This window comes from Falsiroseomonas oleicola, from assembly GCF_019029495.1.
Classification (GTDB): domain Bacteria; phylum Pseudomonadota; class Alphaproteobacteria; order Acetobacterales; family Acetobacteraceae; genus Falsiroseomonas; species Falsiroseomonas oleicola.
In genome coordinates, this window is the sequence record NZ_JAERQM010000001.1 from 1220201 (window position 1) to 1241455 (window position 21255).

At 70.5% G+C, this 21255-nt stretch carries 23 protein-coding genes; 13 read left to right on the top strand and 10 right to left on the bottom strand.

The features are described 5' to 3' along the window. Positions 1 to 87: 87 nt before the first annotated feature. Entirely contained in the window at positions 88 to 2421 is a 2334-nt protein-coding gene (locus JJQ90_RS05845; RefSeq protein WP_216873503.1) for a mechanosensitive ion channel domain-containing protein, read from the bottom strand. A gap of 120 nt (positions 2422 to 2541) precedes the next feature. On the opposite strand from JJQ90_RS05845, the gene JJQ90_RS05850 reads away from it, so the two are divergent. The 8 genes from JJQ90_RS05850 (at position 2542) to JJQ90_RS05885 (ending at position 9778) form a co-directional block, all read left to right on the top strand. Next, the gene (locus tag JJQ90_RS05850) at positions 2542 to 3741 is read left to right on the top strand and encodes an MFS transporter (RefSeq protein WP_216873504.1); all 1200 of its coding nucleotides are present in this window, start codon (positions 2542 to 2544) and stop codon (positions 3739 to 3741) included. A gap of 60 nt (positions 3742 to 3801) precedes the next feature. After that, positions 3802 to 3996, top strand: coding sequence for a twin transmembrane helix small protein (locus JJQ90_RS05855; RefSeq protein ID WP_216873796.1), 195 nt, complete (start codon positions 3802 to 3804; stop codon positions 3994 to 3996). Between the two features lie 272 nt (positions 3997 to 4268). Then, positions 4269 to 5018 (top strand): electron transfer flavoprotein subunit beta/FixA family protein, encoded by a 750-nt coding sequence (locus tag JJQ90_RS05860; RefSeq protein WP_216873505.1) that lies wholly within the window; start codon positions 4269 to 4271, stop codon positions 5016 to 5018. A gap of 2 nt (positions 5019 to 5020) precedes the next feature. After that, entirely contained in the window at positions 5021 to 5947 is a 927-nt protein-coding gene (locus tag JJQ90_RS05865) for an electron transfer flavoprotein subunit alpha/FixB family protein (protein ID WP_216873506.1), read from the top strand. Between the two features lie 183 nt (positions 5948 to 6130). Beyond that, positions 6131 to 7009 carry a 3-hydroxybutyryl-CoA dehydrogenase gene (locus JJQ90_RS05870; protein WP_216873507.1) on the top strand — a complete coding sequence of 293 codons (879 nt, stop codon included), beginning with the start codon at positions 6131 to 6133 and terminating at the stop codon, positions 7007 to 7009. A gap of 23 nt (positions 7010 to 7032) precedes the next feature. After that, on the top strand, positions 7033 to 7791 hold the full coding sequence (locus JJQ90_RS05875; protein ID WP_216873508.1) for a potassium channel family protein: 759 nt from the start codon (positions 7033 to 7035) through the stop codon (positions 7789 to 7791). A gap of 106 nt (positions 7792 to 7897) precedes the next feature. Then, positions 7898 to 8857 carry a Bug family tripartite tricarboxylate transporter substrate binding protein gene (locus JJQ90_RS05880; RefSeq protein ID WP_216873509.1) on the top strand — a complete coding sequence of 320 codons (960 nt, stop codon included), beginning with the start codon at positions 7898 to 7900 and terminating at the stop codon, positions 8855 to 8857. Between the two features lie 9 nt (positions 8858 to 8866). After that, complete coding sequence (locus tag JJQ90_RS05885) at positions 8867 to 9778, top strand: NAD(P)-dependent oxidoreductase (protein ID WP_216873510.1); 912 nt, start codon at positions 8867 to 8869, stop codon at positions 9776 to 9778. Between the two features lie 44 nt (positions 9779 to 9822). Here the strand turns inward: JJQ90_RS05885 and JJQ90_RS05890 are convergent, their stop codons facing one another. Beyond that, positions 9823 to 10338 (bottom strand): pyridoxamine 5'-phosphate oxidase family protein, encoded by a 516-nt coding sequence (locus JJQ90_RS05890; protein ID WP_216873511.1) that lies wholly within the window; start codon positions 10336 to 10338, stop codon positions 9823 to 9825. Between the two features lie 101 nt (positions 10339 to 10439). Between JJQ90_RS05890 and JJQ90_RS05895 the strand changes: the two genes are divergently transcribed. Then, positions 10440 to 11222 carry an enoyl-CoA hydratase/isomerase family protein gene (locus JJQ90_RS05895; protein ID WP_216873512.1) on the top strand — a complete coding sequence of 261 codons (783 nt, stop codon included), beginning with the start codon at positions 10440 to 10442 and terminating at the stop codon, positions 11220 to 11222. A gap of 170 nt (positions 11223 to 11392) precedes the next feature. Here the strand turns inward: JJQ90_RS05895 and phnE (JJQ90_RS05900) are convergent, their stop codons facing one another. From phnE (JJQ90_RS05900) to phnC, 4 genes are read right to left on the bottom strand one after another with little or no spacing between them, the layout of a single operon-like run. After that, positions 11393 to 12223 (bottom strand): phosphonate ABC transporter, permease protein PhnE, encoded by an 831-nt coding sequence (gene phnE / locus JJQ90_RS05900; protein WP_329959382.1) that lies wholly within the window; start codon positions 12221 to 12223, stop codon positions 11393 to 11395. Positions 12224 to 12266: 43 nt separating this feature from the next. After that, the gene (gene phnE / locus JJQ90_RS05905; protein ID WP_216873513.1) at positions 12267 to 13175 is read right to left on the bottom strand and encodes a phosphonate ABC transporter, permease protein PhnE; all 909 of its coding nucleotides are present in this window, start codon (positions 13173 to 13175) and stop codon (positions 12267 to 12269) included. Positions 13176 to 13180: 5 nt separating this feature from the next. Then, positions 13181 to 14146, bottom strand: coding sequence for a phosphate/phosphite/phosphonate ABC transporter substrate-binding protein (gene phnD, locus JJQ90_RS05910; RefSeq protein ID WP_216873514.1), 966 nt, complete (start codon positions 14144 to 14146; stop codon positions 13181 to 13183). Between the two features lie 51 nt (positions 14147 to 14197). Further along, positions 14198 to 15031 (bottom strand): phosphonate ABC transporter ATP-binding protein, encoded by an 834-nt coding sequence (gene phnC / locus JJQ90_RS05915; protein WP_216873515.1) that lies wholly within the window; start codon positions 15029 to 15031, stop codon positions 14198 to 14200. A gap of 152 nt (positions 15032 to 15183) precedes the next feature. On the opposite strand from phnC, the gene JJQ90_RS05920 reads away from it, so the two are divergent. Then, positions 15184 to 15516, top strand: a complete 333-nt coding sequence (locus tag JJQ90_RS05920) for an NIPSNAP family protein (protein ID WP_216873516.1) — start codon at positions 15184 to 15186, stop codon at positions 15514 to 15516. Positions 15517 to 15552: 36 nt separating this feature from the next. On the opposite strand, the gene JJQ90_RS05925 is transcribed toward JJQ90_RS05920, so the two are convergent. Then, positions 15553 to 16305: a superoxide dismutase gene (locus tag JJQ90_RS05925; protein WP_377097930.1), complete on the bottom strand. Its 753-nt coding sequence runs from the start codon at positions 16303 to 16305 to the stop codon at positions 15553 to 15555. Between the two features lie 218 nt (positions 16306 to 16523). Here JJQ90_RS05925 and JJQ90_RS05930 point away from each other — a divergent pair, with 218 nt between their 5' ends. After that, positions 16524 to 18239: a DUF6311 domain-containing protein gene (locus tag JJQ90_RS05930; RefSeq protein WP_216873517.1), complete on the top strand. Its 1716-nt coding sequence runs from the start codon at positions 16524 to 16526 to the stop codon at positions 18237 to 18239. Positions 18240 to 18255: 16 nt separating this feature from the next. On the opposite strand, the gene JJQ90_RS05935 is transcribed toward JJQ90_RS05930, so the two are convergent. From JJQ90_RS05935 to JJQ90_RS05945, 3 genes are read right to left on the bottom strand one after another with little or no spacing between them, the layout of a single operon-like run. Next, on the bottom strand, positions 18256 to 18897 hold the full coding sequence (locus tag JJQ90_RS05935) for an NrsF family protein (RefSeq protein ID WP_216873518.1): 642 nt from the start codon (positions 18895 to 18897) through the stop codon (positions 18256 to 18258). Continuing rightward, the gene (locus JJQ90_RS05940; protein ID WP_216873519.1) at positions 18884 to 19477 is read right to left on the bottom strand and encodes an RNA polymerase sigma factor; all 594 of its coding nucleotides are present in this window, start codon (positions 19475 to 19477) and stop codon (positions 18884 to 18886) included. The genes JJQ90_RS05935 and JJQ90_RS05940 overlap by 14 nt, the downstream gene beginning before the upstream one ends. A 52-nt stretch (positions 19478 to 19529) precedes the next feature. Next, the gene (locus JJQ90_RS05945) at positions 19530 to 19976 is read right to left on the bottom strand and encodes a YHS domain-containing (seleno)protein (RefSeq protein ID WP_216873520.1); all 447 of its coding nucleotides are present in this window, start codon (positions 19974 to 19976) and stop codon (positions 19530 to 19532) included. Between the two features lie 139 nt (positions 19977 to 20115). Between JJQ90_RS05945 and JJQ90_RS05950 the strand changes: the two genes are divergently transcribed. Continuing rightward, a complete protein-coding gene (locus JJQ90_RS05950) occupies positions 20116 to 20691 on the top strand; it encodes an NUDIX hydrolase (protein WP_216873521.1) in 576 nt (191 codons plus the stop codon). Then, entirely contained in the window at positions 20688 to 21140 is a 453-nt protein-coding gene (locus JJQ90_RS05955; protein WP_329959383.1) for a GNAT family N-acetyltransferase, read from the top strand. Before JJQ90_RS05950 ends, JJQ90_RS05955 begins: the two co-directional genes overlap by 4 nt. The last annotated feature ends 115 nt before the right edge of the window (positions 21141 to 21255 follow it).

Below are 21255 nucleotides of genomic sequence, written 5' to 3' on the forward strand. Positions count from 1 at the left end.
GGCCGCGCGCGACCACACCCTGGGGGTGTGGGGTCAGGCGGCCGGGCCGGTAATTCGGCCCGTGAGGATCCGGAAGGTCATCACACCCTAGCTCTTAGCGGGTTGCGGCGCGGCGGGGAAGTCCTCTCCTTCCTCCGCCGGATGGCGCGGCTGCTGGCGCTCGATGACCAGCTTCTGGTGCGGATAGGGAATCTCGATGCCGAGCTGGTCGAAGCGCTGCTTGATGCGGCGGTTGAACTCGCGCCCGATGCTCCAGCGCGCCATCGGCTCGCCCTTGATGCGGGCGCGGATGAGCACGCCGGAATCGGCCAGCCGCTCGACGCCCAGCACCTCCAGCTCGTCGCGGATGATCGGGTTGAACTTCGGGTCGGCGCGGATATCCGCCGCCACGTCCCGCATCACCTCCACCACCCGGTCGGTGTCCTCGCCATAGCCGACGCTGACATCCAGCACGGCGAAGGAGAAGTCGCGCGTCATGTTGGTCACGGTGGTGACGGCGCTGAAGGGGATGATGTGGATAGAGCCATCCTGCGCCCGCAGGCGGATGGAGCGGATGGACAATTGCTCCACCACGCCGGCCAGCCCGCCGACCGAGACCACGTCGCCCACCGCGACCGCATCCTCGAACAGCAGGAAGATGCCGGTGATGACGTCCCGCACCAGGGTCTGCGACCCGAAGCCGATGGCCAGGCCGATGACGCCGGCGCCGGCGATCAGCGGGGCGACATTGACGCCGATCTCGGTCAGCACGTTCAGCGCCACGAAGACGATGATGGTGCCGGACAGGATGGTGCGCAGCATCGGCAGCAGGGTGCGCACCCGGGCGCTGCGCGACGCCTGGGCATCGCGGGACAGGCGGACCAGGTAGCGCTGGATGGCGGCATTCGCCACTTCCCACACCGTGATGGCGACGATCACCGTCAGCCCCACCGAGATCAGGGAGGCCAGCAGCCGGGCGCCGAGCTGGCCGCGCGCGAACCAGGCGAAGGCGGAAACGCCCCAGGCTTCCAGCAGGAACAGCAGGGTGATGACCATGATGAGGGCGCTGACGATGCCCTTCAGCACCGGCAGGTAGCGGTTAGCGCGGGCCTCCAGCCCCGGATAGCGGCGCGCCAGGTCATGGCCGACGCTGAAGCCGCGGTTGATGGCCCGCCGCAGCAGCTCATCCGCCAGCTTGGCGATGCCGAGGATGGCCAGGGTGATGACGGAAACGCGCAGCAGCCGCTCGAACCCGTCCCGCACCTCCAGCGCCCAGACACCCCACAGCGCCATCAGCCAGAGAATGGCGATCAGGTGCCAGATCTCCGCCAGCCGGTCGCGCAGGCTGCGCATCAGACGGCGCATGCGGTCCGGCTGGTCGCCGGGCCGGAGCTCGGGCGCGCGCAGCAGATCGGCCATGGCGCCGCGGTTCTGCAGGATGACGATGATGAGCAGCAGGGAGACGACCAGCGCCGCCAGCCGCAGGATGCCGTCATAGGCGGCCCAGGGCAGGCCGAACAGCAGCCCGGCCTCGGCCACCGCGTAGCTGAAGATGGCGATGCTGGCGATGCGGCGCACCCAGACGGTCACATAGGCCGCCGTCTCGTCCAGGCAGGGCACCAGCCGCAGATGGCTCGACGCCGGGGAGAACAGCATGCGGCAGACCGCCATCACCGCCCGCAGCGCGATATAGGCGTTGTTGGCGGTCAGCAGCACCAGTTCGGTGGTCGGCAGCGGCCGCACCGCGCCGATCATGCCGTAGGAGATGACGGCGAAGGCGACCAGCGGCAGGAGGTCCAGCACCAGCCGGGCCAGCACCAGCGGCACCCGGCGCATCCAGGTCCAGGGGTCCTCTGCCGCAGGGGCCATGGAATCCAGCCGCTCCGACCAGCGGCGCAGGCTGCGCCGCGCCAGCCATTCGGCCAGCAGGCCCGCGCCGAACAGCAGCATCAGCTTCCAGGCGGCGTCGATGACGCGGGTCTGGGTGACCGGGTCGCGTGCCAGGTCGGAGGCCCAGCGCGCGACCGAAGGCAGGTCCGTCGCCGCTTCCGCCGCCGCCACCAGGCTTTCGGAGATGCCCTGCAGGCGCTGGGAGGCGCCCATCAGCAATTGCGCGCCCAGCGTGTTCGGCGCCAGCAGCGCCGGCGCTTCCGCGGCCGGCGGCGCGGCCGGACTTGCCTCGGGCGGCGTGGCCGCGCCGGTCGTGGGGGTGCCCGTGCTCGTGCCCGCTGCCGGGGCGGCGGCGCGCTGGGCGGCCAGCAGCGTCTCCAGGTTGCGCAGCAGTTCCGTGCGCGCCGCGTCGTTGCGGAGCGTGGCGAGCAGCCGATCCAGCTCCGCCGAGGCCGGGGCTGCGGCGGTTGGTGGCGCCGCCGGGGTCTGGGCGAGGGCCGGGCCGCCAAGCAGCAGCGCCAGCAGGGGGAGAAGACGGAAAAGGACGCGCATGCGGCAGGGTGAACCCTTTTCGACCCTCGCCGGTCAACCCTTGATCCTTGCGGCATCGCACCCAAGGGAAATGCGCGCCGCCATGTTGCGGCGCAGCGCGTCCCAGCGGAGGATGGGCGCGTGAGCCCCACCTCCCCCTCCCTGCCCCGCATCATGCTGGCCCTGATGGCGGCGCATCTGGCCGGGATGGGGGCCTTCCTGACCGTGCCTGTGCTGGCCCCGGCCATGGCGGCGGAAACCGGCGTGCCGGCGAGCCTGGCCGGGCTGCACACCGCTTTGGTCTATGCCGGGGCGCTGGTGACCGGGCCGCTGACCGGGCCGCTGATCCGCCGCTGGGGCGGGGTGCGGATGTTGCAGGTGGCCATGGTGGTGCTGGGCTGCGGCATCGCCCTGGCGGCGCTCGGCCATCCCGTGGCGCTGGCGGCCTCCGCCGTGCTGGCCGGGATGGGGCATGGGCCGGTGACGCCGGGAGGAAGCCATCTGATCGCCGCCCACACGCCGGCGCGACGTCGCGCATTGGTGTTCAGCCTGAAGCAGGCCGGGGTGCCGCTGGGGGCCATGGTGGTCGCCGCTTTGGCGCCGGCCATCGCGCTTCTGGCCGGCTGGCGCGTCGCGATCCTGTGCATGGCCGGCATCGCCTTCCTGGTGGCGCTGCTGATCCAGCCGCTGCGCGCGGGGCTGGACGGGGAACGCGACCGGCCGGGGGCGAGTGCCGGGCTGCTGGCGGTGCTGCGCGAATCGGCGGCCAATGTCGGGCTGCTGCGCACCGACCCGGCTTTGGCGCGGCTGACGGTGATGGCCTGCGGCTACGGCATCGCGCAGTTCTGCTTCTCCACCTTCTTCGTCGCCTTCCAGGTGGCCAGCCTCGGCACCAGCCTGGCGGAGGCCGGGTTGCGGCTGGCCCTGGCCCAGGCGGCCGGGGTGGTCGGGCGCATCTTCTGGGCGGTGCTGGCGGACCGCTTCGGCGCCTCCCCGGTCATGGCCATCTGCGGTCTGGGGGCGGCGGTGGCCGGGGTGGCGCTGGTCTTCGCGGCGCCGGACTGGCCCGGCGTGCTGGTGATCGCCGCCGGCATGCTGATGGGCGCGACCGCCATCGGCTGGAACGGCGTGATGCTGGCCGAGGCCGCGCGGCTGGCCCCGCCCGGCCAGGTGGGCGGCGCCACCGCGGCGCTGTCCTTCGCCTTCGGCATGACCATGCTGGTGGCCCCGCCGGCCTTTTCCGCGCTGATCGGCCTGACCGGCGGCTATGCGGCCGGCTTCGCCATGTGCGTCGTCGCCGTGCTGGTCGGCGCGGTGGCCATTGCCGGTGCCCGGAAATAGCAAGGCCCTGAATAGCCCCGCCGGCTTGCCCCCGTCGCGGGACGTGCCATCTTGGCGTCCATGACAACCTTCCTCACCGTCCTTGTGGGCGTCTCCATGTTCGCCACCCTTGGCGTGATGCTGGCCGGCATGCTGGGCCTGGCGCGCAGCGAGGCCGGAGGCGGCGCCCGCTCCAACCGCCTGATGCGCTGGCGGGTGACCATGCAGGGCGTGACCCTGGTGCTGTTCCTGCTGCTGCTGATGGCGCGGGGTTAGGCGTGGCAGGCCGGTCGCATGACCGGTCTGAGCGCCCGAATGGGCGCCGCCGCCAATGCGGCGAAGCCAAGATGCGCGGATGCGCGGCGCCCGGCGTGTGAGGGGCGGCCCGGAGCGGTACGCGAAGGGACGTCGAGGTATGGGCAGGCTGCCTTGCCCGCGCGAAGCACCGGCCCTATGGTCGGCGCCGTTTTCGTCACGTCTTTCGCAGTTGCGAAAGGCGACCGGCGCCGAGACTGCGCGCCGCGCAACGACCAGGGACCCGGCACAGAATGAAAATCCTCGTCCCCGTGAAGCGGGTGGTGGACTACAACGTCAAGGTCCGCGTGAAGGCGGATGGCTCCGGCGTCGAGACGGCGAACGTCAAGATGTCGATGAACCCCTTCGACGAGATCGCGGTCGAGGAAGCGGTGCGCCTGAAGGAAAAGGGCGTCGCCACCGAGATCATCGCCGTCTCCGTCGGCCCGACCGCGGCCCAGGAACAGATCCGCACCGCGCTCGCCATGGGCGCCGATCGCGGCATCCTGGTCGAGGTGGATGGGGTGGTGGAGCCGCTGGCCGTCGCGAAGATCCTGAAGGCGCTGGTCGCCAAGGAATCGCCGGAACTGGTCATCATGGGCAAGCAGGCCATCGATGACGACATGAACGCCACCGGCCAGATGCTGGCGGCGCTGATGGGCTGGGGCCAGGGCACCTTCGCCAGCAAGGTCGAGATCGCGGACGGCGCCGCCAAGGTGACCCGCGAGGTCGATGGGGGCCTTGAGACCGTCTCCCTCAAACTGCCGGCCATCGTCACCGCGGACCTGCGCCTGAACGAGCCGCGCTACGCCTCCCTGCCGAACATCATGAAGGCTCGGAAAAAGCCGATCGAGACGGTGAAGCCGGCCGATCTCGGCGTCGATGCCAGCCCGCGCCTGACCGTGCTGAAGGTGGAGGAACCGCCGAAGCGCCAGGCCGGCAAGAAGGTGGCCAGCGTCGCCGAGCTGGTCGACAAGCTGCGCAACGAAGCGAAGGTGATCTGACCATGACCGTGCTCGTGCTCGCCGATCGCGGCGAAACCGTCTCCACCCCCACCCGCAGCGCCGTCGCGGCGGCGCAGAAGTTGGGCGGCGATGTGCATGTGCTGGTGCTGGCGCAGTCCGATGCCGCCGCCGCCGCACAGCTTCCGGGCGTCGCCAAGGTGCTGGTCGCCGAGGGTGGCCCCACCGCCGAAGGGCTGGCGGAGCCGGTGGCGGCGCTGCTGGTCTCCCTCGCCCCCGGTTATGACCATCTGCTCGCCCCGGGCAGCGCCGCCGGCAAGAATGTGATGCCGCGCGTCGCCGCCCTGTTGGACGTGCAGATCATCTCCGACGTCGCCGGCGTGGAGGGTGCCGACACCTTCCGTCGCTTCATCTATGCCGGCAATGCGCTGGCGACGGTGAAGACGGCCGATGCCAAGAAGGTGCTGACGGTGCGCGCCGCCAGCTTCGACCCGGTGCCGGCCGAGGGCGGCAGCGCCCCGGTGGAAGCCGCCGCCGCCGCCACCGATCCGGGCGTCTCCTCCTTCGTCGGCGCCGAGCTGGTGAAGCTGGAGCGGCCGGAGCTGACCGCCGCGCGGGTGGTGATCTCCGGCGGCCGCGCCATGGGCTCGGCCGACAACTTCAAGATCCTGGACGGCATCGCCGACCGGCTCGGCGCCGCCATCGGTGCCTCCCGCGCCGCGGTCGATGCGGGCTATGCGCCGAACGACATGCAGGTCGGCCAGACCGGCAAGATCGTGGCCCCGGAACTCTACATGGCCTTCGGCATCTCGGGCGCGATCCAGCACCTGGCCGGCATGAAGGACAGCAAGGTGATCGTCGCCATCAACAAGGACGAGGAGGCGCCGATCTTCCAGGTGGCCGATTACGGCCTGGTCGGCGATGTCTTCAAGATCATCCCGGAGCTGGAAGCGGCCCTGGACCAGAAGTAGCCTTTCTAAAAGCCCTCTCCCCCTGACAGGGGGAGAGGGTTGGGTGAGGGGGGCTCTGCCCCCACGCACCTGACGAGACGGCAGGGCACGCCGTGGATGCGCGATCTCTCCGTCCTCAACAGCCCCCCTCACCCCATCCCTCTCCCCCCGTTGGGTGGAGAGGGGGCACCTGCGGAGACCACGATGACAGAGTTGCAAAAGATCGGCGTCATCGGGGCCGGCCAGATGGGCAATGGCATCGCCCATGTCGCCGCGCAGTCGGGCCTGACCGTGGTCATGCTCGACGTCGCACAGGCCGCCCTCGACAAGGGCATGGCCACGCTGGCGAAGAACATGGACCGCCAGGTCTCCAAGGGCACGCTGACCCAGGCGGATCGCGACGCGGCGCTCGCCCGCATCTCCACCAGCACGGATTACGCCGCCTTCGGCGATTGCGACCTGGTGATCGAGGCCGCGACCGAGCGCGAGGACATCAAGCACAAGATCTTTGCCACCCTCACGCCGCATCTGAGGCCGGATGCGCTGGTGGCCTCCAACACCTCCTCCATCCCGATCACCCGGCTGGCGGCAGCGACCGACCGGCCGGGCCGCTTCGTCGGCATGCATTTCTTCAACCCCGTGCCGCTGATGAAGCTGGTCGAGGTCATCCGGGGATTGGCGACCGAGGACGCGACGGTCGCAGCGGTGGCGGCACTGGCCGAACGCATGGGCAAGACGGTGGCCTATGCCGCCGACTACCCCGCCTTCATCGTCAACCGCATCCTGCTGCCGATGATCAACGAGGCCTGCTTCGCCCTGCATGAGGGGGTGGGCGATGTCGCCTCCATCGATGCCGGCATGAAGCTGGGCTGCAACCACCCGATGGGGCCGCTGGAACTGGCGGATTATATCGGCCTGGATACCTGCCTCGCGGTGCTGCGCGTGCTTCAGGAAGGCATGGGCGACCCGAAATACCGGCCGAGCCCGCTGCTCCAGAAATATGTCGAGGCCGGCTGGCTGGGCCGCAAATCCGGCCGCGGCTTCTACGACTACAGCGTGACCCCCCCGAAGCCGACGCGTTGATGCCGCGGGCAGGACACTAGCCCATGCCCGAGCCGATCGGCGCCTTCGACAGGGTCGCCGGTCGGGTCGGCATTCGTGCCGGCTATGGCCTTCTGGCCCTGGATCTGGCGGCGCTGGCCTGGGTGATCTTCGAATCCTTCCTGCCACAGGGGCCGGTGCTGCGGCTGGTGGATTTTGCCTTCGGCCTGGTGCTGGGGACGGAGCTGGTGTTGCGCCTGCGGGCCAGCCCGCGGCCCTGGCGGGACCTGATGCATCCGGCTGGAATCGCCGATGTGGTGGCCGTCTCCGCCTTCCTGCTGGCGCCCTTCGCCCCGGGCTGGGGCTTCCTGCGCAGCCTGCGGACGCTGCGACTGCTGCGCTCGGCGCGGCTGCTGGCCAAGCTGCGCCGCGACCTGCCGATCTTCCGCCGCAATCCGGAGGCACCGATCGCCGCCGCCGACCTGCTGGTGTTCATCTCCGTGATGACCGGCATCGTCCATGCCACGCAATACAACCGCAACCCCGACATCGCGAACTGGGCGGATGCGCTGTATTTCACGGTCGCCGCCCTCACCACCACTGGCTTCGGCGACATCACGTTGGAAGGCACCTGGGGCAGGTTGCTGACCGTGCTGATCATGCTGGCCGGCGTCACCCTGTTCCTGCGGCTGGCGCAGGCGCTGTTCCGGCCGGTCAAGGTCAGCTTCCGCTGCCCCAGCTGCGGCCTCGGCCGGCACGATACGGATGCGGTGCATTGCAAGGCCTGCGGCGTCCAGCTCAACATCCCCGACGACGGCGACTGAACCCCGCCTGGAGACCCCGCTTGGCACCCGCGAGGTTGCCGACAGTTGGCAGGAACGGCATGTTTCCCGGATGGCCGCGCAGACGGCCGCAACCGGGAGAACAACCATGAGACTGAGCCGCCGCGGCCTGCTCGCCGCCCCCCTCGCTGTGCCCTTCGTCACCCGGGCCAGGGCGCAATCCGGCTGGCAGCCGACCCGCCCGATCCAGCTCATCGTTGGCTTTGCGCCCGGCGGCGGCTCCGACATCATCGCCCGCACCATCGCGGAGGCCGCCGCGCCGCTGTTCCCGCAGCCGCTGGTGGTGGTGAACCGGCCCGGCGCGGGTGGGGCGATCGCCGCCGAGGCGGTCAGCCGCGCGGCGCCCGATGGCCACACGCTGCTGATCGCCGGCGGGTCGGAGAGCACCTCCCTGCCCGCGCATCGCGACCTGCCCTATGACCCGAAGCGGTCCTTCACCTCCGTCATCCGCCTGACCCGCAACGCCCACTTCATTTGCGCCCGGGGCAAGGGTGGCCGCTTCACCACCATGCAGCAGGTGATCGAGGCAGCAAAAGTGCGGCCGGAGGCGCTGACCCATGGCTCGGCCGGCGTCGGCACCCTGTCGCATTCCATCTTCATCATGCTCGGCCGGGCCACGGGGTCGGAGCTGCTGCACGTGCCCTATACCGGCGGCGGGCCGCAGCAGCAGGCGCTGCTGGCGGGGCAGGTGGACCTGGTGGTGCAGGCCTCCGACGAGCTGCGCGGCCTGGCGGCCTCCGGCGACATCCTGCCGCTGGCCTGCGCCTCCGCCCAGAGGATGCCGGCCTATCCGCAGGTGCCGACGCTGCGCGAACTGGGCGTCGAGCTGGTGGCGGACAACATGAAGGGCTGGGTCGGCCCGGCCGGCATGACGCCGGAGATGGTGACCTATCTGCATGACCGCTTCCGCCAGGGCATGTCGGCGGCCGGCTGGCAGCGCTTCATGGAGCAGACCGGGGAGGCCGATGGCTATGCCAATGGCGCCGACTTCCAGCGGGACATGGACACGCTGCTCGACAATATCCGCGCCGCGATGCGCCGCAGTTGAGGACCCAGCATGACCGAGACGATCCAGCCGCCCGCCCCCGTGGCCTTCATCGGCCTCGGCGTGATGGGCGCCGCCATGGCGGCGAACCTGGCCAAGGCCGGCTACGCCCTGACCGTCACCAACCGCAGCCGCGGCAAGGCGGCGGCGCTGGAGGCCGGCGGGGCGGGCTGGGCGGAAACTCCGGCGAAGGCGTCGCGGGGCGCGCGGTTCATCGCGCTCTGCCTGCCGGATACGCCGGATGTGGAGGCGGTGCTGTTCGGGCCGGAAGGGGTGGCGAAGGGCGTGGCACCCGGCACGGTGGTGGTGGATTTCTCCACCATCTCGGCCGCCGCCGCAGCGGGCTTCGCCCAGCGACTGGCTGAGGAAGCCGGCGCGGTGCTGCTGGACAGCCCGGTGTCCGGCGGGCCGAAGGGCGCGCTGGAAGGCACGCTGACCTGCATGATCGGCGGTGACGAGGCCGGTTTCGCCCGCGCCGAGCCCTGTTTCCGGGCCATGGGCAAGACCCTGACCCATCTCGGCCCGGCCGGCGCCGGGCAGGTCTGCAAATCCGCCAACCAGCTCATCGTCGCCACCACCATGCTGGCCGTGGCCGAAGCCCTCGCACTCGGCGCCAAGGCCGGGCTGGACGGCGAGAAGATGCGCCAGGCGCTGCAGGGCGGCAGCGCCGCCAGCTTCGTCATGGAAAACCACGCCGCCCGCATGCTGTCCGGCCAATTCGCCCCGGGCTTCCGGGCGGAGCTGATGCGGAAGGACCTGCGCCTGTCCGCCACCGCTATGCGCGACCACGCCGTCTTCGCCCCCGCCACGGCGCTGACGGCGCAGATGCTGGAGGCGCTCTGCACCTCCGGCCGTGGCGGGCTGGACAGCGCCTCGGTGGGGGCGCTTGTGGCGGAGCTTTCCGGGGTGCCGGGTGATCGCTGAAGGCCGAATGGCCGGAAGCGTGAATCACCCGGCTCTGAACAGACCTACGCGGGACGCTTGAAGGCGACCTTGTCGTTCTCGCCGGCCTTCGGCGGTTCACCGGTGATGCGCGCCTTCACATAGCCATAGGCGTGCAGAAGGGTGGAGGAGGGCGCGTCCCAGTATTCGGCGCCCTCCACCTCCACCTTCAGCAGCGCTGCGCTGGGGTCTTCCGGACCGCCCGGGAACCAGGTGCGCAGCGGCTCGGACCACATCGCCTTCTGCTGCGCCACGTCGCGGACAACCTGGGCGGTGCCGGAGACGGAGACATAGTTCTGGTCGGACGGTTCGGCATAGGCCAGCAGCACCCGTTCATCCTGGCGAATCTCCGCCGCCTTCGGGGAGCCGGCGGCGGTGAAGAACCACAGCGTTCCGTCGAATTCCTTCAGCGCCACGGCGCGCATCGGGCGGCCGCGCATATGGCCATCGGCGTCGAGGGTCACCATGGTCGCCACCTCGATGTCGCGAATCAGCTCCCACACCTTGTCGCGGGCTTCCTGGTCGGTGCGTGTCTGGGTCATGGGCGGTCTCTCCGTTCGGTCGAGGGAAGAACGGGCGGCGGCAGCGGAGGTTGCGTGCCCCCCTCTGGCCGAGGCCGCGCGCCGGCGTTACGGTCGCCGCCATGCCACACCCCCTCATCACCCAGGCGCGCGATGGCGCCGTCGCCATCCTCACCATCGACCGGCCGGCCAAGCGCAATGCGATGGACCTGCCCATGTGGATCGCCCTGGCCGAGGCCATGGAATCCTGCTCCGCCGATGACAGCCTGCGCTGCGTCGTGCTGCGGGGCGCGGGCGAGGATGCCTTCTGCGCCGGCGCCGACATCGCCGCCTTCGAGACCGAGCGCGGGACGCCGGAGCGCGAGGCGGTCTATGGCGCCGAGATCGGCCGCAGCTTCCAGTCGCTGCGCGCCTGCCGCCACCCGGTGGTCGCCGCCTGCCGTGGCTGGACCATGGGCGGCGGCGCGGGGCTGGCGACGATGGCCGATTTCCGCGTCGGCGGCCCGGCCACCCGCATCGGCATCCCCGCCCGCAACCTGAACATCTTCTACGCCTATGAGGAGCTGGACCCGATCCTGCAGTCCGTCGGTTATGCCGTCGCCATGGAACTGCTGGTGGAAGGCCGCGTCTTCACCGGCGCCGAGGCCTATGAGAAGGGCCTGCTGTCCCGCCTGGTGCCGGATGAGGATGTGCAGGCGGAGGCGGTGGCCATGGCGCACCGCATCGCCCAGGGCGCCCCGCTCGCCAATCGCTTCCACAAGCGCGCCCTGCAGCGCCTGCGCGGCGAGTTGCCGCTGACGGCCGAGGATTACGAGGCCGGCAAGAGCTTTCCGTACACGGAGGATTTCCGGGAGGCGACGCGCGCCTTCATCGAGAAGCGCAAGCCGGTGTTCAAGGGGCGGTAATCCGCCTCGGGCCGCCCTCAGTCGGTCGTGCCGGAGGCACGCCTGCGGCGTGACGCGGAAACCTCCGGTTTCCTTGGCTTCGTCGCGCCGAAGGCGCGCCTTCGGCGCGACGCATAAGCGGCGGCGCCCATTCGGGCGCTCGGACCGGTCAAGAGACCGGCCCGCCGGCATCAGCGCGGGGCCAGCGTGTCCCGCCCGCCGATCAGCTTGCGGCGGATGCGGGCCGAGATCTGGTCGATGATCGCCACGGTCACCAGCATCAGGATGATGATGAAGGCCACCTCGTCCCAGGCGCGGATCCTGATGCGTTCGGCGATGGCCAGGCCGATGCCGCCGGCGCCGACAATGCCGAGCACGCTGGCGGAGCGCGTGTTGCTTTCCAGGAAATACAGCGCCTGGGCGATCATGATGGGCAGCACCTGCGGCAGCAGGCCGAAGCGGGTGCGCAGCAGCTTGTTGCCGCCCACCGCATCGATGCCTTCCGCCTGCTTGCGCTCCGCCGTCTCGATCGCCTCGGCATAGAGTTTTGCCAATACGGCGATATCCGCCGTGGCGATGGCCAGCACGCCGGCCAGCGGGCCGAGGCCGACGGCGCGCACATAGGCCAGTGCCCAGATCAACTGGTCGACGCCCCGGAAGCCGTCGAAGACCCGGCGGATGGAAAAATGCGCCAGCGTGTTCACCACCACATTGCCGGCGCCGAGAAAACCCAGCGGCACGGCGATGACCGCGGCGATGAAGGTACCGAGGAAGGCCATGGCGACGCTCTCGGCGATGCCCTTCAGGATATCGAGCCACAGCGCACCGGGCGAGGGCGGGATCATCAGCACCACGATGGTGCCCAGCCCCGAAAGCCCGTTCCACAGCCGGATGGGCGTGATCTGGAACCACCAGAACAGGAAGGCGAACCAGCCGAGCACCGCCAGCCCGCCGACCCAGCGCAGCGCAGCGCCCGCGTCGCCGGGCTGACCCCGAAGGCGGCCGGCATGCGCGCCTGCCACTGCTTGATCTGGCCCGGCGTGGGAGTTGCGATCGCCATGTCCGTCAGCCCCGCGCCGCGCCGGCCGACAACTGCCGGCGAAGCCTTTCGGAAATCATGTCGATCGACGCCACGCTGAGGATGATGAGCACGATGATGGCGCTGATCTCCTCGTAATAGTTGAAGGAGATCACGTGATACAGCTCCTCGCCAATTCCGCCGGCGCCGACGAAGCCCAGCACGCTGGCGCCGCGCACATTGATCTCGAAGCGCAGCAGCGTGTAGCTGAGGAAGTTCGGCGCCACCTGCGGCAGCACGCCGAAGCGCACGCGGTGGAACCAGTTGCCGCCGGCAGCCCGCACGCCTTCCATGGCCGACGTCTCGGCATTCTCCACCACCTCGGCGAAGAGTTTTCCATTTGCGCCGGCGGTGTGGATGATGATCGCCAGGATGCCGGCCATCGGGCCGATGCCGAAGGCCCAGACGAAGATCAGCGCGAAGACGATCTCCGGCACCGTGCGGCAGAATTCCAGGAAGCGCCGGGCCAGGTGGAAGGCCCAGGGGGTCGGCGCCAGGTTGCGCGCGGCCACGAAGCACAGCGCGAAGCCGATCAGCGTGCCGAAGACGGTGCCAAGCAGCGCCATCTGGCTGGTCTCGAAGATCAGCCAGGCCCATTTGTCGAGCCGGTAGAACCAGCCGGCCAGGCTGCCCTCCGTCTCCCAGTCCGCGAACAGCGTCTCCCACCGCAGGGATGGCAGGATGCGCCAGAAATATTCGCCGATGCGAGGCAGGCCATCGGCGAGCGCCTGCGGCGTCATCTCCGACAGCCGCGCGGCCAGCAGCAGGCAGACCAGCAGGATGGCGCCCCATAGCAGGGTGGCGCGCCGCCGCTGTTGCCGCGCCGCCTGGAATTCTGCCTCACCCCGGGCGATTGCGCCGCGGGCGGAGGCGGTCAGGGGCAGCGCGGCATCCATCGGTGTTAGGACCGGCGGCGGCGTTCGGCCGCCTCTTCGCGGCGCAGGCGCACGATCGGCTCGAACATGTCATGCGTCACCGGCGCATAGCCCTGCCCGCCGCCACGCTCGACCTGCGCGTAGATCTGCGGGTGGCTGGTGGCGAGCGCCAGGTGGAAATCGGTGAAGTCCTTCTTGAAGGCGTCCGGCAGGTCCTTCCGGACCGTCATCGGCCCGTTCAGGATCGGCGCGGAGGTCCAGATGATGCGCAGGTCAGCCATGTTGAGCATGCCCTTCTGCACCATCGCACGCAGGTTTCCGCGGGTAAAACCCTGGCTGACCTCGCCCTGGCCCGAGGCCCAGGTGACCGCCGCGTCGTACTGGCGCTGCAGCACCGCCACCACCGCCTGCTCATGCCCGCCGCCGAAGCCGGTGCGGGAGAAATACTGGCCGCTTTCCGTGCCGATACCGGCGGCGCGCAGCTCGGAGCGCGGCACCAGGTAGCCCGAGGTGGAATTGGCATCGGCCCAGGCCAGCGCCTTGCCGCGCATCTGTTCCAGGTTGGTGATGCCGCTATCGGTGCGCACCACCATCACCGCGACGTAGGAGATGCCGCCATCGGCCTCCCGCGCCACCCAGAGCGGCTCGACGCCGCCATTGGTGTCGAGCCAGGCACCGGCATAGGCGGAGGCACCCATGGCCGCGCCCTCGATCTGCTTCGCGCTGAAGGCCTGCATCACGCCGGCATAGTCGGCGGCCGGGAACAGGCGGACGGGGATGCCGAAGGTGGTCTCCAGCAGGGCGCGATAGGCCTCATAGCGGCCGAGGCGATCCTGCTCGTTCTCGCCACCCAGCAGGCCGAGGCGAAGCTGCGGCAGTTGCTGCGCCCAGGCGCGGCGGCCGGCGGCCGGCATGGCGGGGGCAGCGGTCTGGGCGACAGCGGCGAAGGGCGCCAGCGCGGCGCCGGCAACCAGAAGACGACGGGTGATCATGGCGGTTCTCTCCAGGGGGAGCTTGGGGATTCCGCCGACCACGCCGCCGCCTCAGGCGAGGGCGAGGCCGGGCTTGGCGGTCTGGGACTGGCGCGCGGCCGGGTTGACGGCTTCCTGCGCCTGTTCCTCGAATTCATCCTCGGTGACGCCGTAGATCTCCTGCACCCGGGCGGAGGTCAGCTCGGCGGGCGTGCCGTCGAACATCACCCGGCCGGCCTGCATGGCGACGATGCGGTCGCAATATTGCCGGGCGGTGTTCAGGTGATGCAGGTTGGTGAGCACGGTGATCCCGTCCTCCCGGTTCACCTGGCGCAGCGCGTCCATCACCGTCTTGGCGTTGCGCGGGTCCAGGCTGGCGATGGGCTCATCCGCCAGCATCAGCCGGGGCTGCTGCAACAGGGCGCGGCAGATGGCGACGCGCTGCTGCTGGCCGCCGGAGAGCGTATCGGCGCGCTGCAGCGCGACCTCCGCCAGGTCGAAGCGGTCCAGCGCCTGAAGCGCCATGGCGCGTTCGGTGGCGGTGAACATCTTCAGCAGGCTGGTGACGGTGCCCATCACGCCGGGGCGGTGGTTCAGCCGGCCGACCAGCACATTGGTCAGCACATCCAGCCGCTGCACCAGGTTGAACTGCTGGAAGATCATGGCGCAGTCGGTGCGCCAGCGGCGCAGCTCCGCGCCCCGCAGCGCGGTGATGTCCCGCCCGCCATACAGCACCTGGCCGGCGGAGGGCTCCGTCAGCCGGTTGACCATGCGCAGCAGGGTGGATTTGCCAGCGCCGGAACGGCCGATCACGCCGACCATCTGGCCGTCCGGTATCGTCAGGCTGACATCGTTCACGGCCGTGACGGCGCCGAAGCGCCGCGTCAGGCCCCGCAGTTCCAGCATGGAATGCCCCTTCTCAAACCGGGCTATACAAGCACCCCATGACGTCCCCGTGACACAGCGATGATGAAGCAGTTGCAGCGAATCCCCGCCGCTGGCCGGCTTTGCGCCCCGGCCCGCGCGCGGCATGCTGGCGGCGGAACGGGAGAAGCCGAATGATCGTCGACCTGCGCATCTACACCACGCTGCCCAACAAGCTGCCGGAATTCGTCGCGCTGTATGAATCGAAGGCTTGGCCGATCCAGTTGAAATACCTGGAGAATTGCCTGGGCTGGTACACCACGGTCGAAGGCGCGCTGAACACCGTGGTGCATATGTGGGGCTATGCCGACCAGGGCGACCGGGAGCGTCGCCGCACCGCCATGGCGGCAGACCCGGCCTGGGGCGACTACCTGGCCGAGGCTGGCGCCAAGAACCTGCTGGTGAAGATGGAAAACCGCATCATCAGGCCGACCGGCTTCTTCAACGCCTTCCAGGCCGCAAAGTAACGGAATGGGCGGGGCGCGAGGCCCCGCCCCGCCGCATCACACCGTCAGCGTGCCCGCCTTGGCCGCCGCATAGCGCGCGCCGATCTTCTGCCAGTCGAGCACGCTCCACCAATTGCCCGTGTATTCGGCCCGGCGGTTCTGGTAGCGCAGGTAATAGGCGTGCTCCCACACGTCATTCCCCATCAGTACGCGCTGGCCGTCCATCAGCGGGCTGTCCTGGCCCGGCTTGGTGACCAAGGCCAGGCGACCCTCGCGGTTCACCGTGACAAAGGCCCAGCCGCTGCCGAACACGCCATTGGCGGCGCCGTTGAAGCGCGTGCGGAAGGTGGCGAGGTCGCCAAAATCGCGGGTGATGGCCTCGGCCAGCTCCCCCTGAGGCTCGCCGCCGGACCCGCCCATGATCTCCCAGAACATCGTGTGGTTGGCATGGCCGCCGCCATTGTTGCGCACGGCGGTGCGCACCGCCTCCGGCACCTCGCCCAGCTTGCCCAGAAGTTCGTCCAGCGGCAGGGCGGCAAGCTGGCCATGCTCGCGCAGCGCATTGTTCAGCCCCGCCACCTGGCCGCCATGGTGGAAGCGGTAGTGCAGTTCCATGGTCCGGGCATCGATCGCCGCCTCATTGGCCCCGAAGGCATAGGGCATGGCCGCCTGGATATAGGGACCCGTGGGGGCCGGTGCCTGGGCGAGCGCGGCGCGCGGGGTGGCCCCGAGGGTGACCCCGACCGGCAGGGCCATGGCGGCGGAAAGCGGGGCAAGGCCCCGGAGCAGGCTGCGGCGTTGAAGTTTCATTCTGGCGTTCCCTGGGTTTGGCGGATCTGATGCGTGGCGCATCCGGGAGAGGAAGCGCCTGAGGCGGCGGAGGTTGCTCCCATCCCCGCCCCGGCCTAGCCTCACAAGATAGTGAGCCTTGCGAGGGAGGCAGGGCTGCCCAGGAAGCGCCGCAGCCCGACCACGGGCGCGCCGGAATGGGACGCCAGAAGGAGCTGCGGTCCCATGGGTGGCAAGGCATGATCCAGGCTGAAAGCGTCGCCTCCGCGACTCCGGTTCCCGCCGCGCCCCTTGCCGCGGCCCAGGCGGCCCGCCCGGCGCAATCGGCGCTGCTGCGCCGGGCCATGCTGCTGTTGGCGGTGCTCGGCGGCGGGCTGGCGGCGATCGCCACCCTGGGGCCGCGCATCCTCGACATCAACGACCTCGGCTGGCTGCTGCATGGCACGCTGGGGCCGGACCCGGTCGCCTATCTGATGGCCTGGACCTATTTCGCCCCGGCCCCCTGGTCCTGGCCGCCGGGGCTGAACCCGGATTACGGGCTCGAACTCTCCAGCGCCATCTTCTACGTCGATGTGGTGCCGCTGATGGCCTTCCTGGCCAAGGCGCTGCGCCCGCTGGTCGAGATCCCGCAATACTGGGGTCCCTGGATGGTGCTGAGCGCCGCGCTCCAGGGCGCCTTCGCCTGGCGACTGCTGTCGCTGGAGGTGGAGGATGCGCCGAGCCGGGCGCTCGCCGCGCTGCTGTTCGTCTGGCAGCCGCTGCTGCTGAACCGCATGGGTGGGCATTTCGCCCTGGTGTCCCAATGGGCCATGCTCTGGGCGCTTTGGCTCTGCCTGCGGCCGGTGCCGCGCCGGCAGGCGCTGCAATGGGCGGGCTGCCTTGGCGTGGTTGCCATGCTCAACCCCTATGTCATGGCCATGTGCGGCGGGCTCTGGGTGGCGGACTGGTTCGGCCGCGCCCGCGCGGGCCTGGCCTGGCAGTCCCTCGGCGCGCAGTTGTTGATGGTGCCGGCGGCGATGGGCGGGGCGCTGTGGCTGGCGGGGTATTTCACCCTGGCGGGCGACGTGGTGCCCATGGGGGTGCATTACGGCCATTCCCAGCTCGACCTGACCGCACCCTTCGACGCGACGGAATGGGGCCGCCTGCTGCCCGCTTTGCCGGGGCTGCGGCATTGGGAGGCGGGGGGTTCCTATCTCGGCGCCGGCATTCTGGTGCTGCTCGCCCTGGCCCTGGCGCTGGCGCCGCGTGGCGCGCTGCGTGGCGCGATCCGCCGCTATCCGATGCTGGTGCTGATGCTGCTGGGCATGCTGGGCTTCGCCATGTCCAACCACCTCGCCATCGCCGGCCATGTGGTGCTGCAATTCGACCTGCCCGGGCCGCTGGAGCGGGTGGCCGATATGCTGCGCGCCTCCGAGCGTTTCTTCTGGCCGCTGGCCTATACCGCGCTGTTCTGCGGCGTGGTCGTGCTGGTCCGCCGGCTGCCGGTGGTCAGGGCACGGCTGCTGCTGGGCGCGCTGCTGCTGGTGCAGGTCGTCGACATCCAGGCGGGCATGGGCCGCTTCCGCGCCCTGGTCGCCGCCGCGCCGGCGGTGGCGGCGGAGCGGCTGCCGGATCCCTTCTGGGAGGAGGCCGGCCGCCGCTACCAGCGGCTGCGGGCGGTGCCGGCGGCGAATTTCGGACCGTCCTGGGAACCGCTCGCCCGTTTCGCCGCGCCGCGCGGCATCCTGACCGATGCCGCCTACCACTCCCGCGTCGACCCCGCGGCGCTGCGCCGCCTGCAACGCCGCGGCCGCGCCGCCCTGGTCGCCGGGCGGTGGGAGCCGGGGACGCTCTATGTGCTGCGCGATGCCGAGACGCTGGCCCTGGTCGCCGCCCGCGCCAACCCGCAGCGGGACCTGCTGGCGGTGAAGGACGGGTTGCAGGTTTTTGCCCCGGGCTGGTTCGTCGGGCGCTGAGGAAGGGTCCCACCTTTCACCGCTCCATGGCGCGCATCGCCCGCGCGCCCCAGAGCCGGGCGAGCAGCATCACCACCAGCACGGACCCGCCGTGCCAGATCAGCACCATCGCCGCCGCGTCCAGGTGATGCACCAGGGACAGGCCGACGGAGGCGATGGCCGCCGCCGCCAGCCCGGCCAGGGCGGCGACGGGGCCGGGGCGGATGCGGGCGGCGTGGCGCGTCATCCACAGCATGCCGAGCGTCAGCGGCACGCCGAAGCCGATGATGAAGCTCATGCAGCCCAGGCTGACATGCATTGCCGGCCAGCCGCGCTCGACGAATTCCGTCAGGCAGCCCCAGCCGAGGCCGGAGACCCAGAAGGCGGCGAAGGGCAGCGGCAGCAGCGCCCAGCGCTCGCTGCGGTCGGGCAGCGCCAGGTGGAAGGCGGCCACCGCCGCCGCCGCGCCGGTGGCCAGCGCGGCGGCCATGTTCACCTGCTCATGCATCAGCATCAGCCGCTGTTCCAGGTCGTGGCGGAAGCCGGACAGCGCCACGCCCGCCGCCACCACGACGAAGGCCAGGGCCAGCCAGCCCAGCGCCGCCTGCATCGGCGGCGTCACCCGGCGCACCGGGGCCAGGCCCTGGGACAGGCGGCTGATCAGGTCATCGGTCCGCACGGTCGTCTCCTTCTCCGACACCGAAGCGGCGGCGCAGCGAGCGCATCGCCCGGTGGGTCGCCACCTTCAAGGCGCCGACGCTGAGGCCGGAACGGGCCGAGGCCTCGGTCAGCGACAGATCCTCCAGCTTCGCCAGGCGCAGCGCCGTGCGCTGGCTTTCCGGCAATTCCGCCACCGCATCGCGCAGATTGCGCGCGGCGATGCGTTCCTCCGCCACCGGCGCGACCGAGGCGGCGGATTCCGGCAGGTCGTCGATATTGGATTCCCGGCCGGCGCCGCGGCCCCGCCGGCGCAGCCGGTCGATGGCGCGGCGGCTGGCGATGGTGCTCATCCAGGGGCCGAAGGGCCGGGTCGGGTCGTAGGTATGACGCAGCGCGTGGATGGTCATCAGCGCGTCCTGCACCGCATCCTCCACCTCCGCCGCGTCGCGGATGCGGGCGCGGGCGATCTGGCGCAGGCGCGGCGTCACCTCCCGCAGCAGGCTGTCATAGGCGCGGGCATCGCCGGCCTGGGCGGCGGCCAGCAGGCCGCCCCAGCGTTCCTCCTGCGCCGAGCGCCGGGCACTGTCGCCTAGCGCCATGCGCGGCACATCGAGAGCCAGGTCAGGGGGGGCCAGGCAACCGGAGGACATGTCAGGCATGGGCCAGGCGAGGCCAATTGGCCTCGGCGCGGGCGATCTGGCGGTCGATGTCGCGCAGCCACTGCCGTTGCACTCCCAGATCGTAGTTCAGGTAGAGCACACCGTTGCGGATGTGCCATGCCTCGGGGTCGATATCCACCTTGTAGCCGCGCGCCACGCCAAAGGCGCAGAAGCCGCCGAAGCGCGGCATATGGGCGGCCGGATCACGCTCGAAACGGGCGAGATGCGCGGCGGAGGCGAAATGCCAGGCGATGCCGGCATGTTCGGCCTGAAAGGCGGGGTTGCCCCGGCGCGGCCGGCCCTCGGTGAACCAGGCCACGCTGTCGTAGCCATCCAGCGCCACGCCGGCCTTGTGGTTGACGTTGCGGGGCAGGCCATCGGCCTTGGCGGAGGCCGCCAGCAGGGCGGGAACCAAAGCGAGAAGGTGGCGGCGGCGCATGGGGTTGGACCTCGGCTGTGGCATTCCCCCGTCGCTTCGCGGCCCAGGCCGGCATGGTTACGGCCCGATGACGACCGCAGCCCCCCTTGTACCGCCCCGGCCCCTTGCAGCGCCCCGCGCCGGCAAGCGAGGGTGGCGCATGGACACCGATGCCCCGCCCTGGACCACCACCCATTCCGAAATCCTGGTCGAGGACCGCTGGATCAGGCTGCGCGCCGACCGGCTGCGCACCGCCGCCGGGGCCGAGATCGCGCCCTGGTATGTGCTGGACTACCCCGACTGGTGCGCCGTGGTGGCGCTGACCGAAGACGGCCGGCTGGTGCTGGTGCGGCAATGGCGCCATGGCGCGCAAAGCTGGTCGCTGGAACTGCCCGGCGGGGTGATGGATGCGGAGGACGCCGACCCCATCGCCGCCGCGCGGCGGGAATTGCTGGAGGAAACCGGTTATGGCGGCGGCGAATGGCGCTACCTCTATGCCGGCCACGCCAATCCGGCGATCCAGACCAACCGGCTGCACATCGTCCTGGCCACCGGCCTTCGCCCGGTCGCCCCGCCGGCGCCGGAGCCGGGCGAGACGATCCAGGTGGAATTGCTGGAGGTGGCGGAGATGTTGAAGGGCCTGCCGCAGGGGTTGATCGGCCAGTCCATGCATGTCGGCGGCATCCTGGTCGGCCTGGCCGCCGCCGGGCGGATCAGCCTGGGAGAATGCGCGTGACCGACATCACCATCACCCCTCTGGCGCCGCGCCATCAGGCGGCCTGGGATGCGCTCTATGCCGGCTATGCCCGCTTCTACAAGGTCGAGCAGACGGCGGAGATGCGCGCGCGGGTCTGGGGCTGGATCATGGACCCGGCGCATCCGGTGAAGGCGCTGGTGGCGGAGGATGCGGCGGGCCAGGCCATCGGCCTCGCCCATTACCGCGAATTCCCCCGGCCGCTCGCCGCCGGCACCGGCGGCTATCTGGACGACCTGTTCGTCGACCCCGCCGCGCGCGGCCGGCGCATCGCCGATGCGCTGATCGAGGCGGTGACGGAGATCGGCCGGCAGCGCGGCTGGGGCGTGATCCGCTGGATCACGGCGGATGACAATTACCGCGGCCGGGGCGTCTATGACCGGCTGGCGGTGCGGACCGCCTGGATCACCTACGACCGCAAGATCGGGTAGATATTCGGCCAATACCGGCGGGCCGGTCCCTTGACCGGTCCGAGCGGCCGAACGGCCGCCGCAGCTTGTGCGTCGCGCCGAAGGCGCGCCTTCGGCGCGACGAAGCCAAGGAAAC